The 13,683-nt window shown below is 57.2% G+C and carries 8 protein-coding genes and 1 pseudogene; 2 read left to right on the forward strand and 7 right to left on the reverse strand.

Translation table 11 applies throughout. The features are described from left to right. Positions 1–46 precede the first annotated feature (46 nt). Both DC363_RS14195 and DC363_RS14200 read right to left on the reverse strand, forming a co-directional pair. Positions 47–376: pseudogene (locus tag DC363_RS14195) on the reverse strand (transposase); the annotation flags it as partial. A 167-nt stretch (positions 377–543) separates the two neighbouring features. Then, positions 544–1,203, reverse strand: a complete 660-nt coding sequence (locus DC363_RS14200; protein ID WP_146180796.1) for a hypothetical protein — start codon at positions 1,201–1,203, stop codon at positions 544–546. Between the two features lie 179 nt (positions 1,204–1,382). On the opposite strand from DC363_RS14200, the gene DC363_RS14205 reads away from it, so the two are divergent. Both DC363_RS14205 and DC363_RS14210 read left to right on the forward strand, forming a co-directional pair. Then, positions 1,383–2,501 carry a thiamine-phosphate kinase gene (locus DC363_RS14205; protein WP_108641821.1) on the forward strand — a complete coding sequence of 373 codons (1,119 nt, stop codon included), beginning with the start codon at positions 1,383–1,385 and terminating at the stop codon, positions 2,499–2,501. A gap of 13 nt (positions 2,502–2,514) precedes the next feature. After that, a complete protein-coding gene (locus DC363_RS14210) occupies positions 2,515–3,201 on the forward strand; it encodes a thymidylate synthase (RefSeq protein WP_158270882.1) in 687 nt (228 codons plus the stop codon). Between the two features lie 16 nt (positions 3,202–3,217). Here DC363_RS14210 and DC363_RS14215 read toward each other — a convergent pair whose 3' ends face one another. From DC363_RS14215 to brxL, 5 genes are all read right to left on the reverse strand, one after another. Continuing rightward, positions 3,218–6,415 (reverse strand): RNA-binding domain-containing protein, encoded by a 3,198-nt coding sequence (locus DC363_RS14215; protein WP_158270883.1) that lies wholly within the window; start codon positions 6,413–6,415, stop codon positions 3,218–3,220. Positions 6,416–6,521: 106 nt separating this feature from the next. Beyond that, positions 6,522–8,846 carry a hypothetical protein gene (locus tag DC363_RS14220; RefSeq protein WP_108641824.1) on the reverse strand — a complete coding sequence of 775 codons (2,325 nt, stop codon included), beginning with the start codon at positions 8,844–8,846 and terminating at the stop codon, positions 6,522–6,524. Between the two features lie 234 nt (positions 8,847–9,080). Beyond that, a complete protein-coding gene (locus DC363_RS14225) occupies positions 9,081–11,210 on the reverse strand; it encodes a GmrSD restriction endonuclease domain-containing protein (RefSeq protein ID WP_108641825.1) in 2,130 nt (709 codons plus the stop codon). Further along, positions 11,207–11,560: a hypothetical protein gene (locus tag DC363_RS14230; RefSeq protein WP_108641826.1), complete on the reverse strand. Its 354-nt coding sequence runs from the start codon at positions 11,558–11,560 to the stop codon at positions 11,207–11,209. The genes DC363_RS14225 and DC363_RS14230 overlap by 4 nt, the downstream gene beginning before the upstream one ends. Positions 11,561–11,565: 5 nt before the next feature. Then, complete coding sequence (gene brxL, locus DC363_RS14235) at positions 11,566–13,674, reverse strand: BREX system Lon protease-like protein BrxL (RefSeq protein WP_108641827.1); 2,109 nt, start codon at positions 13,672–13,674, stop codon at positions 11,566–11,568. Positions 13,675–13,683 lie beyond the last annotated feature (9 nt).

Raw genomic sequence — 13,683 nt, forward strand, 5'->3', positions numbered from 1 at the left:
CTCGTGGCTCAGGGCACATTTTGCCAATCTTCCTCGTTGTTCTGGGTCATGTCGTCAGCAACTTCGGCAGTCTCGCCAGATTGCAGGCGGCCATGGTCATCGTGAACTGCGCGCCGAGCCTTTCGGTGCCGCGCAGCATTGTCTGGGCCATCGAGCCCACGGTTTTGGCCCAGCCGAAGGGCTCCTCGATCTTCTTCCGCCGTTTCTGCGACACGGCGTAGCCTGAATGACGGGTCGTTCGCCCGTCGATTGCGGAATGGCGCGATTTGCGGGCGACGTGCGGCGTGACGTACATCTGACGAAGGTCGGAGATGAAGTCCGCACTGTCATATCCCTTGTCGGCACCGAGAGTGAGACGTCGGGTCGAACCCGGGGAGCAACCGCAGCTGAAAGCTGAAGCGCCCAAAGGGTCGTCCCGATGACCGACGAGGCGAGTACGGCAATGAGCGCAACTGCAAAAACCGTGCTCCGAAGGGCTCTTGTCAACCAAAGCATAGGCATGACAACCAAGGCACACTCGCCTCGGTCAAGGCTCTCGAGCGCCTATTGAGCGGGCGCAGACTGCGCAATGAAACCAACGTTACCGATAACCGTGTTCAGTCCCCAGTCTCGGTGTTTCAAAACGCCGTTCACGACATAGAGATCCTCGACCGAATATCGCTGAGTGATTTCTGCGCCATCACTTAGAACAAGCACGGCGCTCTCACGATTCATCGGATCGATCTCCAAGCGGAGGTACGCCGGATCAGCGTTCACCGCGATTGATTCTAGAATCCTCGTTACTTCCGTATAATCGGTGACGCGTTCGTCGTAGAAGTAGCAGACACCTTCATACCCACCTACTCCAACGGCAGTTACGGCACCGGCAATGATCGTTGCGGGGGCCATGAGCACACCAGCCGCGGTTCCGACAAGGCCCGCGGTGCCGCCCATTATGCCAACCGTACCCGCTGCGGAAGCTCCCCCGGCGGTCGAACCAAGCATGGTCGCACCCGTAATAGCATGAGTGAGAGTGTAAAATCCTGCGCCTTTTGCAGCGATACCCGCCGCAGCGGTTCCAAGGCCCGTCGTCGCTACTACTCCCGCGCCGGATCCGCCGATCAACTGACTCGGGCGGTAGTCACACGCCCCGGCATTTGCCATGTTTCCTGAAAAGGACAAGTTCGCTGCCACAAAAACAGCCAGAGCAGACACTTTCATCATGGCACGCCCCCCCATTTCTTCGAAGTCGACATAGGAGCAACCTTGGTCTCATTCAAGTATCCGTGATCAACAAGGGACGCGGACGATCGGCAGACATTGATTCTCCCTATAAACTATTGCAGCTACGTCACACGGGCAGCGGGGGTCATGTCCCTCGATAACGAGCAATGGGATAGTTGATGGACGAGGATTTGACTGTTCGAGAGGCAGGAGAGCGTCGCCTCGTGGCCGAGATCGCTGGCATGATGGCCGCTCCGAGCATGCTGGTCGATGGATTTGGTCACGACGCCGCCTTCGTCGACCTCCGTCAAAAGGACAATGAGCTGCTCGTGCTGAACACCGACCGATCCGGGCTCAATGCGGCCTACGGTCTCGGGCTTGCCGGCCCAGAATGTGTTGGGGACTTCGGCGTTTCACATGCCATTAGCGACATCGTGGTCTCAGGGGGCATTCCGCGGGCAGTCACTGTGGCCTTGCTGCTTCCCCCTGACACTACACTTGGGTTCGTCCGTGGTGTAATGCAGGGCGCTGCCGAGGCCGCTAGACGCTATGGTGCGGAGATCGTTGCCGGTGACACCAAGCAGAATCCAAAATTCGCGTTGGTCGCCACTGCGCTCGGCACGGTGCCGCGCGATAAACGCATTTGCCGCTCGGGTGCCCGCCCGGGCGATGCGCTGGTGGTTACAGGCTTCCTCGGCTCGATGCTGCTAGGGCTAATTGCCTTAAAGCGCGCGCTCCCGATCGGTGTCCGCGCCCGCCGCATAGTTGAGCAGGCGATCATCGAGCAGCGCCCGCCTTTCACCCTCGGCTGTGCCATTGCCGAGGCTGGCATACCGCATGCCGGAACCGACATCAGCGATGGCCTGCCCGGCGCAATTCACGCTCTATGCGGTGCTAGCGCCTGCGGCGCCGTTGTCGATGAGCAGCGCATCCCGTTGCATCCCGACCTTGACGAACTCATTTTGGAATCGGGTCTCTCGCCGCTACAGCTCAGCACCGCGGGCGGCGACTGGCAGTTTCTCTATGCCGTCCCGCCAATGCACTTGCCGGCCATGCATCAGCTGGCCGCATCGCAGGATGCAAAGGTGACGGTCATCGGCGGCATAACTGAGCGCGAAGAGATTGCCATCCGTCATTTCGATGGCGCTTGGCACCAGCTCGAGCGCCTCGAGCACGACAGTTTTGCTGATGACGGGAATGGAACCGGCCATTTCTCGCGCACTGGGGCGGCCCCTTCGCAACGCGGCGCGGCGCTCGAAGGACGATACTTCGAGGCGCTCTGGCGCAAATTTTTATGAAGTGGGGATAATTATGATGGCAGACCTGCCATTGGCCATCCGTGCGCAAACTATCGGAGAGTGCTGGATCGAGAGCATCAACCATGTGCTAAGCCATGGCGAGCCCCATCACGATGGAGAGGTGGGGCTGCTTGAGGTGCTTGGTCTGACGGTCGAGATTTCGGCGCCAAGCGTATCCGATCCGTTGCTATCCGCCCACGGCGACCCGACCGTCCTGGCTCGGACCCTTGCCAAGTTTGCGCGAGATGCCTGTATGCCTGATCGCCCCTTCACCTATGGGCAGCGAATTTTCGACATGGAGGGGATCAATCAGTTTGATTGGATGGTCGAGCGGCTACGACGCAAACCCGAAACCAAGTCTGCGACGATCAACCTACTCGTTCCCGGCAGCTCTGCGGCCAGCCTGCCTTGCCTGACGACGCTTGACGCCAAAATTCGCCAAGGAAGACTGGACCTGCAGTTCTTCTTCCGCAGTCAGAACATCTTCGGGCGCCAATACGCCAATCTGGCCGCACTGGCGCAGCTGCAAAGCGATCTCGCGCGGCGCTGCAACACGGTCAGCGGGACACTCCGCGGCTATGTCGCCTCAGCCCACATTTATGCTTTCGATACGGACGAGGCACGAAAGCTACTCGCCGGAGCCCCGGTAAGGATTAAGGACAGATACTATGAACTCGGCCCGCAGGCGACGGGGGAGTGACAGCGCCAGCTCTCTGCTACTCTACGGTGTGCCCCGACTCGACTGCAAAGCTCCAGTGCTGCCGTGCCCTGTCGTAACTAGTGGTTATCCTCACATTGAGCACCTTGCCCTCGCGAAGCCCATTCCGGTCCGTTGCGGCAATCTTTGACAACAGGCAGAAGATGTCCTCCCCGAAATCCGGGTGCCGGACGAAGCCGTAACCTCGCTCGGGGATGGTCCGCTTCAGCTCAACTGTCCAACGTATCTTCGCAAGCTCCGCGTTAACCTTCATCCGGGATTTGGCATCACTCAGCATGGCAACCGAAAACTTTGCCTCTCCAGATCTTGCACGCTGCTTTCTGTGTGGCGATGGGGCGGCGGCCACAATTCGCTCACGCAACTGCGTTGGCAGATCCTCCGGGTTCAGGAGTTCGCTCCTGATTGCATCGTCAATGTTACGCACTGTGGTTTTGCGGTCATAGACAAGACGTGCCCGCGTTCCGGCATCGATATCTGCAGGGCGCAGAAGGCCTTGCTTGGCCAGGCGGATAGCATTCATCATGGACATCCGGGCGCGCACATTTGCCAGAAAACCTCTCCGCTCACGAAGTTCCTCGGCTTGGACTACCCCTCCCCGAAGCAGGATGCTGAGCACCCGCAGTGAAAGTTCTGGTTCGACGGCAATCCGGCGAAGCTGGGCTCGGTAGCGCGGGAGCATGTCTTGCAAGACATCATCCACCTGCTCCTTCTCGGTGCGCAGAATGTCCAGAAGGTCAAGATCCAGTCGATCCGCTGATGAGCGGTCGAGCGCTGTCTTCCATGAGGAGACGAAGGTCTCGGCAGAGATCATCTTGCGCCGCCGGAGAGCACAGAATTCAGAGACCGAGCATGAGGACAACACTTCACGCAGGGTTGGAGTGGGACTGACCCCCGCGATGGCGCGGAGCGCCGGAGAGAGGCCCGCGGCCCAAGCTTTGCAGCCGATCAGCGTATCAGCCAGCAATTCAATCCACGGGAAATCTGGTCCGCAGACCAGACCGCGCAGCCGGTCGACTCTGGCAACGCCAGTGGCATGTGTTAGCGCCGTGTACCAGAAAGCCTGGCTGTTTAGGCTGCTCAGCAGATATTGCGAGATTGGATATTTCGGCGGCAAGCGGGCCATGATCGAGATAGCGCGGGCCTGTGCGGCAGCATCCTTCCCAAGCAGGACATTCAATACTGCCTCTTCCCAAAGGTCATCGGCCACATCTTTGGCATGATGGTGCAGTTCGCTTCGAGTTCCGGCAGCAACGATCAGCGGCTCAACCCTCCACGCTGAGTCCACAAGCGCCGGCGATGGCTGCGCTAGCATCTCGAACGTGAAGGCTAGCGGCATCGCCCATATTCCTGGCTTGGCATCAGCCCGCACGGCCAACACATCGGGATGCAAGTCCTCATTCCGAGCCGCTAAATACCTGGCACAGAGATATTCTTGGATCGTCTCGTGCTCGAAAGCTAGCTCTCCGCGACCTTCGTTACGAACCAGAACGGTGCCCTGCGACGCCCAGTCGATGAACCGCTCGGTATCTTCGCCAAGGCGATGGATCAGCAGGGCGTGGGCCTGCGGCCGAGGAATCCGGCTGCTACCCTTCTGCCGCGCCCGAAAGGCCAACTCTGCCAGCGCGGTGATGGTCAGCTCGTGATCCCATGGCAGCGTCTCGCCACCGTGCCTTGACGTTTCGATCTCGCGCCGGAACCAGGCATCGAGAAAGCTACAATACAGCTTCGAGCGCTCGTTCGGGATTTCGTCAGTTTCACGGGCGACCTCAGCCACGATGCGTAGCAGTATCGGGCTGCCAGCTATCGCGCTGCCACCGTCATGAAGGTGCAGCTGCTCAAGGATCGACTCGGCCTTCTGCGGTTGCTCGAGATAGGTTGCCAGAAACTTGCTTTGACATGCCCGATCCATTGCCTCGAGCTCGAATACCTCCAACTTGAGCTCTGGCGGAAGCTGTGCGCTCCGGCTGGTCAGCAGCACGCGCGCGGCGGGATACTCGCGCAAGATCCCTGCGATCTCCGTCAAGCATTGATCATAGAACAAGTCCGGGCATTCATTCAGCCCATCAAGACAGAGAGTTAACTCGCCTGCACCAACCCGTGGCGCCAGATCTTGCCAGTCGATGCCGCTTTCGGTTGCAAGCAAGCCCGCCAAGCCCTCGGCGGAATAGGCGGAAAGAGATACCAGAAGCGGCCAAGGCTGGCCGGGCTTCCATTCGCGGACCGCTTCGAACGCGAGCGCAGCAAGGCATCTGCTCTTTCCTGAGCCACCTTCCCCGATCAGCAGCGCTTGGTTGGTCCGTCCGAGCAATTCGGTAGCCGGCCCCCTACGCGGCTCGGGGGCGGTCGGCAGCAGATCGCAGTCCTCGCCGGAGCGCGTCGCTTCGCTCCGGACCCAATTGTCGCCGTCATCGAGCACCTTAGCCTTGCGGCTGGCGTTCGGCCTAGTCGTGCGTCGCTGAACCGCGACAAGAGGGATGAACTGATCCGCGACCGGCGCCAGACGCGTCTCAAGCGCGGCGACATGGCGGCGTACATCGGGCACGAGTTCCTCAGTCGAGCGCGCAAGCAGGCCACCTTCCTCGAACTGTTTCCAGAGCAGTGGAATTTCAGCTGCAAGCTTCCGGCGCTGCGCTTCATGTGTTGACAACACATCCGCTTGATCTCCGTCCAGCGCCAAGACCTGCCCAACTGCCCCGCGTTTGCGCAGGTAGATCTGCCGGGTGACATCCTTTGATGCCTCGACTTCGACAAAGCCGTAGCCCTCAGGCGCGGGATCGACAAAAATAGCTAGAACGCTCTGCTCGCCTTGCGGAATCTCTTCCAGCGCGACCAGTCGCTCGAGCAACGCTGCATTCGCAAGTCGGAAATTGCCTTGGCGGCCCGTTTTCCAGCCCTTGGCTGGGCATAGAACCTGCGGCATGACCACCTCGCGACGAAACGCCTCCGCCCCCTTGGATCGCCGCCGACCGTCGGGGTCGCTGGCCTCGATACCGATTACGCCGTTATCGTCGGCGACCCCCAGCAGCACCACTCCACCGATCGAGTTGGCCAGCGCAATGACCGCCTTCGCAACATTCCATCGATAGTCGTCTGCATTCGTTCCCTGCTCGAAATTGCCACCTTCAGGATAGAATGAGGCCTTAAGCTCCAGCCACTCAGTTTCACTGTTCCTGACCAATTCCATCAATGTATTCACGCCCCCACGAGGATGCAGCAGAACTCGGCGTGCTAGTTCAGGAGCGGAAATGGGGGCTTTGGGAGAAGACATCTATTCTGTGCTCAAGAGTGGACCGGTACGCGGCTCAGTGAAAGTTGAAGGGAAGGCATTTCGCGAGATGTACCCAGATCCGGGCGGGAGGTATTCTGCCGTGTGAAGCCTCAGCCGCGAACTCGGCCAACGCCTCCCAAGGCGCATGCTGCAGGCGCCTTCGCAGTCCGTCCTCCGCCGCAAAATCAGAGCTTGCTAGCGGCGCGCCAATCGCCTGCGCCATAGTGCTAAGTACCAGCGCCATCCACTCGAGCGTCACACCGTGGTCATCGTCGAGGCAGGTGCGAATGGCCGCATCTAGGTGGGAGTGCGCCTCCTCAGTTTCGCCCGCGTCCTGCAGAAGCCAGGCCCGATAGGCCAGAATTAGCGGCCAAGGGTGATCGCTACCAATCTTCCACTTGTTTCGGTTGCCGAGATAGGCCGCGCGGGCATTGGCCATCTGCTGGGGAAAGCGGTTCAGCGTACGCAGCCATAGATGGTTTTCGAAGCGCTTTGCCTGATCTGACGCGGACAGAGACCGACTGATTGCTTCTGGTTCGCGGTTGCCGAGCAGTTGACGAATGGCTTCCACTACTATTCCCACTTCGGCGCTCGCCCCTTCGCCGTCGGCACCGTAAGGCACAGCGTCCATCCGAGCGATCATCTCGTAGATGCCGGTTTGATGCGTCTCTCGTGCAACCTGCCGTGGATCGCTCAGTCGGGCGAAACTCTCCGCGGCTGCCTCGAAAAAGGAAACGGCTGTGGCAGGATCATGTGAGAAGGCATGCATCTGGCCGCGCGTGGATTGAAGTTTGGCATAGTTCAGCAGTCCGGCCACCGCGATGGGCTTAGCAAGCCATGTTTCGACGATCTCCTCAAGCGCGTTGAATTGAAAATTATTTGTCATTGTACTTGCCATTCGCAACAGCGCCTCGGCTACCAGTTGCGGCGCCTCGTCCTCAAGCTTGTTGACCCACTCGAGGCAGCGGAAGACCAGCTCGTCCTGGATCTGCCCGCGATGATTGGCCAACGATAGGTTGCTGCTGTCGAGTTGCAGCCTCAACGTGCCTGGAATGATCTGCGACTGGTCGGCATATTGCTGCAGCCAAGCGATGGCACTGCCCAGCTCGGCAAGGGAGTACCGCTTGCTTGAAAGGCGCATCTGTACTTCTTCGAGGTAAAGCTCCCATTGCCGAGGGCGGCGCGCAATCGCCTTGCCGAGGCGGTCGAGTTCGCGGCGCAGGAAGCTGCCTTCGTGCTCATCCGCCGTCGCGGTACAAAGCGCATACCAATCGGCTGGTGCCAGCGGTCCCCCACTTGTCACTGCCAAATAGAGATGGTGCAGACTGCTTTCGTTGGCCTTGACGAAGCAATGGCCGAGTAGCTGGGATTTCCGCAACCGATCCTTGTTCGACCAGTCCGAGCTGCCCCAAGTAAATGCGATGACATCGACGTATCCATTCATGGGGTGGTCCTTGCCCATGAAGCCCATCTCAAGCGCGAGCCCCTTGAAACGCTGAGGGTCAAGGGCGGCCAATTCGCTTTCAAGCGACTGGGCCAGAGCCTTCAGATCCGTCTGGGGATTGTAGGCGTCACGCTGCTCGATCAGGATCCGAACACGGCTTCCTTGGCCATCACTTGGTACCGGCAGTTGCAGGAGCGTCCAGCGCACGAGATGTAGGATGTGACCGATCCAGTACCGATGTCTTGCAGTTTCATCAAGAATACTGAATCCGAGAACCCCGACCGGCGCGTCGAGAACCTGTTGCAGCACCTTGTCGACCTCGGCGAAGCTCCGGTCTGCGGCGTGAAAGCCGCCGCAATCGGCCAGTTCGACGCTGTCGGGAACGGCCAGTGCTACCACGCGCCCCGTTCGGTTCGGGTTGGCGGGGCGCTCCGTGCTATCGAAATCGGCGCCAGTCTCGTCGAGATAGATTGTCCAGGAGTGGGTAGGTTGTAGTGCGCGCAGACAGTTCGGGTGTCGACCATCCCTAATAATCGTTCGGACCGTCGACTGTTGCTTGGGCTGGCTATGGCGGCTATGAAGATTGTTCTTGCGCTCTATCAGTTTCTCGAGCTTCCGCTCAAGGCTTTGCAGGATCTTGGGGTCGTTCAGCCGCGCCCCCTTTGCCTCGTCGAGCCATCGTCGAGCATCTTGCTCCCCTCGCTTCCCACCAGTTCTAAACACTTGCTCGAGAGCCAGCGCCGCTTCGTGCGCCTTCCTACCTCTGGCGCGCTCAGTCAGGAATTCATCGACCATGCCGGAAGGGCCCTCGGCGCGAACCCTGTCCTCGAGATCCTGCAGGTTCCTTTGTCGCTCGGGGGAGGGACCCCAAGATTCCCAGAGATAGGCTAACCAAAGCGGGTCATTGTCTTTCATTTCGCGGGCTTCTTTCCTTAATTGTCGTATCGCCGATCCTCCGTGCACCGCGATGATCGCCCTTGTGGTCGAAACCGCCGCGGCCAGTTCGGTAATGTCGGCTCCCTTGATCCCCAGCCTAGCCAGATCGAGTGCTAACTGATCTGACCCAATAGCCGCTACAGCGCGTGCCGCTCATGGTGAGGTATCCTCAGGAGTGTTGCGTAAGGACTGACACTAACCTCTCTCATAGTCTTAGAATCGGCCCTTATTCCACTCATGCTCGTCAGCCCGGCTCAAAGGCTGGGACGAGCCCTCCTTCCGCACGAAGAATTCTTCCTTGCCTTCATGGCTCACATGGACGGGCTTATTCGCTCGTGTGACCTGCACGTGGCAGATCTGCCTGTCATCATAGAGGGGCCAGTCGAGTTTCCAGAGCTTCATCACATCCTTGCCAAGGTAAGAGTCCAGAATGTTGCCCAGGTGAAGCTGGAAGCCATCTCTGTCTGCTTTTTTCAGCGTGCCGTAATCCAAGTCTAGACCAATGGCGTTGCCATGGTCATCCACTCCGATGAACAAGCTGCCACCATCTGAATTCATAAAGGCGGCCACTGTCTTAGCGATCACATGTTCGAGCTTCTTGTTTACCTCGCCGGTGCGCATGTCATAGCGCAGGGTAGACTTGAACTCGACCAGCTGACCTTCGCCTTCCAGGATCATCTCATGCACAGGGTCAATCTTGGTGGAAGCCTCTGAGGGTTCTATCCGCTTCAGTATCTCGGCATAGAGAGCCTCGGAGCGCTTTTTCAGGAAAGCGGTGAAGTCATTCTGGATAATAGAGGCATCATCCAATTCGATGAGATGGCTCTTCAGCGCATGTTTCAGCTCTGAATTTTCGTCTGCGAAATCTGCCAGATAGACGGAGGGTGCCTTGGCTCCGATGCGTTTCTTGTTCAACTCTGCGCTGACCAAGGTGATGTTCACAATCGAGTTTGCATAGGGTGTCTCAGCATCACTTCCATGCTTGCGGACATAGGCCCTAGGGAAGAAGTGGTGGTAGTTCTTGCTGCTGGCAATTTTCAGGTACGAGTTATCCAGAAGCACTTTCCCGTTGCTGTCGAAATCCTTGGGTTCGTAATAGGCTAGGATACAAAGGATCGACTTACAGATTGCATTGCCGGTCGAGAAATCGGTCTCCTTGAGATCCTGTGCGGAATTGATGTAGAGCTTGAACTCAGGGTAGGGCGGGCGCTGACCATCGATGATGAGGTCAACTTTTTTGATGTCCGCTGCCAGCTTTGACTCTGTGGCGGATGAGTATCGCAGGGACAGGCTCGACCGCCAAAACAGTTCTTCAAGGTACTTACGCTGCTGTCCATTGGGTGCCTTGCCCGTTTTCAGGAAAAAGTAAGCAAACGGCACGATGAGCGTGTCATAGGGCAGGAGTTGCGACACAGGGATGCGCAAGACGGTGCGGAAATAGTCAATCGTCTTCTCGATGGCAGAGATAGCGTCATCCCATTTTTCGAGGATATCAGCCTTCTCAAGCCCCAAGATAGTCTTACGCTTGCATTCTCGTGTTTCACTGATGATAAGGCTCAGGATCTGTAAGATGACAGACGGCGAGATGTTCTCATACTTGCGATCATTCAATTTCTTCTGGAACTGCTCCCAGCGAGCTTGCATGTCGAAGTCATTGGCTTCGTCATAGGTCTTTGCCGACATGATTTCGAACAGGGTTAAGACCTTGCCACCCGTGTTAATGCGAGTGAAGACCTCGATTGCGGATTCGATGTCATTCTGGCGCAAGGTGACTGTGGAGAAGGCATAGGTCTTGAAGGCGCTTGAGTAGGCACTGATCTGGTTGATCTGGGCTTTGTCAAACCCACGCTGTTCCAGCTCGTTGCCCATCTGATAATCGAAGTTCAGCACATCATGTAGAGGAATAGCGATCTCGGCTTCATCCTTGACGGTAACAATATCTTTTTCCTTTTCCTCGAGGTTTTCCTCAAGGTTCACCACGATATCGTTATAGTCTGTGACTTTCTTTTCACCTGGTTTTTTGATCTTGGCGCCGAGATAGGCTGCAAAAAGCGAGGTGATCCGTTGCTGTCCATCAAGGACATATTGAACATTTCGCCCAAGTGGAGTTTCCGGAAGGTCAAAGCCACCAATATTTTTGATATCGTTGATACGCTGATCGGTTTCCCAAAGAATAAATGTCCCAATGGGATAGCCCTTCAGGATTGAGTCTAAAAGCTTGGCGGTCGCCTTCAAATCCCAAACAAAATCTCGCTGAAACTTTGGAACCTTTATGATCCCCTTTTTCACATCAGAGATCAGGTCATCATAGGTCTTGGAGTCTGGTTTAGGTTGGTTATTCATTGGTTACCCGATTTCTCAATAGCTAGTATTTTGCCAGAGGCAGTCTGGTCATATCGAATATACTCCAAGGCCTCCTTTATGCTTTCAAGTGCTATCACCTCTCTGCGGACCTTGCTCTTAACGCCGCTCCTAGGGGCCTGATACCTATGAAGCCTTAGAAAGGTGCCTTCGTCATTGATGTCAGAAAATCCCGCGAGCTCCTTCTGGATGATCAACTGGTCTTCGTCCAAGCAAGACGGATAGTTCGCGATCCATTCCTGCAGATGCTGGCGTTCCTTGAAGCCCAATTCGGAAAAGCAAAGTGCCTTGAGGGGCTTGATCGAGTTGTCATCTTTATCAATACGAAACATAGGCCTTACCCCTCACCATTTCGCACATAGGTCACATAGAAGCCCTTGATGACCCGGTGCTCCTGCAAACGGTCCCCAAGTGAAAACCCGTCCTTTCTGATGGGTGCCTGGAAAATATCGAGACCGCGATCCAGAACGATTTTCCAGCCGGTGTCGGTAACGATATCGCGCGCATGCGCGGTCCCTGTGCCATCAAAGGCCCATGTGAACGCAACGCCAGAGCCGACGCAGGCGTCCGCGATTGAATCCAGCAATTCACGTTGTTTCGCGACGTTGCCATCATCAGGACCGGTTACGAGATGAACGCTGATCTGGTCCTCGGGCGACTTGCGCCGAATGACCATTTCGACGAATTCCATCATGTTTCGGATCTGGTAGAAGAACCGCACATAGGGGTCCGTCACGATAATCTTGGATGCGCCCGCAATGTATGGGCCAAAGAGGCGATCGTAGCTGATCCCCTTGCGATCCTCAGTGAAGACGTGATGCCCTTCTTCCAGAGCAGGTTTTACGTCTGTCTTGGCCGCAAGAATGGGCTCTGCCGCGGTGCCGGAAGCTGATCCCGCTCCACCAGCGTCCGAAGCGGCATCGCCACCATCAGTCGACGTCTCGGTCTGTTCCTGTTCCTTGGGATCCAGCGCTGGCTTGAGATAGTAGAACTGCGGGTATTCTTCTTCCTCGACCGTTGTTACACGCCGCTTGGTGCCGTCGGATCCGAGGTAGTAAAAATCGACCTCGGGATAGGTGCTGTCGATGCGAGCTAGCTGGTCTTTCACGCGCTTGCGGCTTTCCATGGCAAGCCGAAGTAGTTCTTCGACATCTTCCGCTGTCTCGCCGCCATTTGGGAAGATCAGCTTTAGAAGCCCGGACATGGTCTTGTAGATTGCATCCCGATCTCGCGTCGAAATTTTCTCGCTGATCTTGAAATGCAGGTCTGGCCGATGTGAAAAATCCTCCTGCCGCAGGTGACGCAAGATTTCGGCCAGATAGTCGACAATGAAGCCGTACCCCTTGGTGAACATCTCGCCGCGGATCACGTCGATTTCCCAGCCGGGCAAGTAGGCATGCAGGCGGTCGATGAAGGCCGAGTCATGGAACTGGGGTGGCAGTGCCTCAAAGAGGTCGCTGTTTTTTAGCATGAAAGGCACATTGTGGTCGGTGTTGCCGACGAAGGCGAAACTGGCCTCCGCCCCCATGGGGTTCACCCCCCTGGAGAAGGTTTTGTTGGCCATGTAGTTTTTCATGATGTCGACGAGAGCCTTGTTCGCGGTCTTTTCACGACCGGCAAACTCATCGAAGGCCACGACGTCCCAGTAGCCTACAAGGCCAATGCGGCCGTTCGAGTTGTTCACGAAGAGTTTCGGGATCGATACCTCACCGCCAGAGATCAGCTGGCCATGCGGGGAGAACTCGGAGTAGATGTGCGACTTGCCCGTCCCTTTGGGCCCAAGCTCGATGATGTTGTAGTTACGCTCCACGAAGGGAATCAGGCGCATGAGCTGCAACAGCTTGGCACGACGCCCAAAGGCTTCCGGGTTGAAGCCGATACTCTGCATCAGCAGGTCGATCCAATCGTCAGTGCCGAAATTCTCACGCGCTGCGCGGTAACTCTCATAGTCGACCTTGGCGATCTGAATGGGCTTGATGGTTTCGAGGATCCAGGGCGAGATGCGGGCATCCTCGGAAAACTCGTATTGCACATCCGCGATGCACCAGACGCCCGTCACAAGAAGCTTGGGGTGCGCCTTGATCGTGCCGCTGTCGACCGCGACCTTCTTGATGCCGAGGTTGTCGAAGGTGGCTTCGTAGCTGTCGGTCTTCTCATTCAGCGACACGCTGATCTGGTCGATGACCTTGTAGCGCCCCTTTTCCTTGATCGTCGACTGAATGAGCCCGGCTTCGCTACGGTGGACGTAATGCTTGCGCAGGATTTCTTTGACGGTTTCGATGCCCGTGGCGATCGATGCTTCGTCATCGGTGGCGCAATACTGGCCGAGGAGGTACTCGAGCACATAGGTTGGAACAATGGCGTTTCCCTTGACCGCCTTGACCAAGTCCTTGCGCACGACGAAACCCGCGAAGTGTTCATTGATCCTGGCGTCGAGATCACTCATGGGGCCGCT

Origin of the sequence: Thalassorhabdomicrobium marinisediminis (assembly GCF_003072065.1) — a bacterium.
GTDB lineage: Bacteria > Pseudomonadota > Alphaproteobacteria > Rhodobacterales > Rhodobacteraceae > Octadecabacter > Octadecabacter marinisediminis.

Coding starts and splice junctions, on each gene's coding strand:
- DC363_RS14210 (WP_158270882.1), top strand. CDS start 2,515: ATGATGGCAGACCTGCCATTGGCCATCCGTGCGCAAACTATCGGAGAG.
- DC363_RS14205 (WP_108641821.1), top strand. CDS start 1,383: ATGGACGAGGATTTGACTGTTCGAGAGGCAGGAGAGCGTCGCCTCGTG.
- DC363_RS14230 (WP_108641826.1), bottom strand. CDS start 11,560: ATGTTTCGTATTGATAAAGATGACAACTCGATCAAGCCCCTCAAGGCA.
- DC363_RS14225 (WP_108641825.1), bottom strand. CDS start 11,210: ATGAATAACCAACCTAAACCAGACTCCAAGACCTATGATGACCTGATC.
- brxL (WP_108641827.1), bottom strand. CDS start 13,674: ATGAGTGATCTCGACGCCAGGATCAATGAACACTTCGCGGGTTTCGTC.
- DC363_RS14220 (WP_108641824.1), bottom strand. CDS start 8,846: ATGAAAGACAATGACCCGCTTTGGTTAGCCTATCTCTGGGAATCTTGG.
- DC363_RS14200 (WP_146180796.1), bottom strand. CDS start 1,203: ATGATGAAAGTGTCTGCTCTGGCTGTTTTTGTGGCAGCGAACTTGTCC.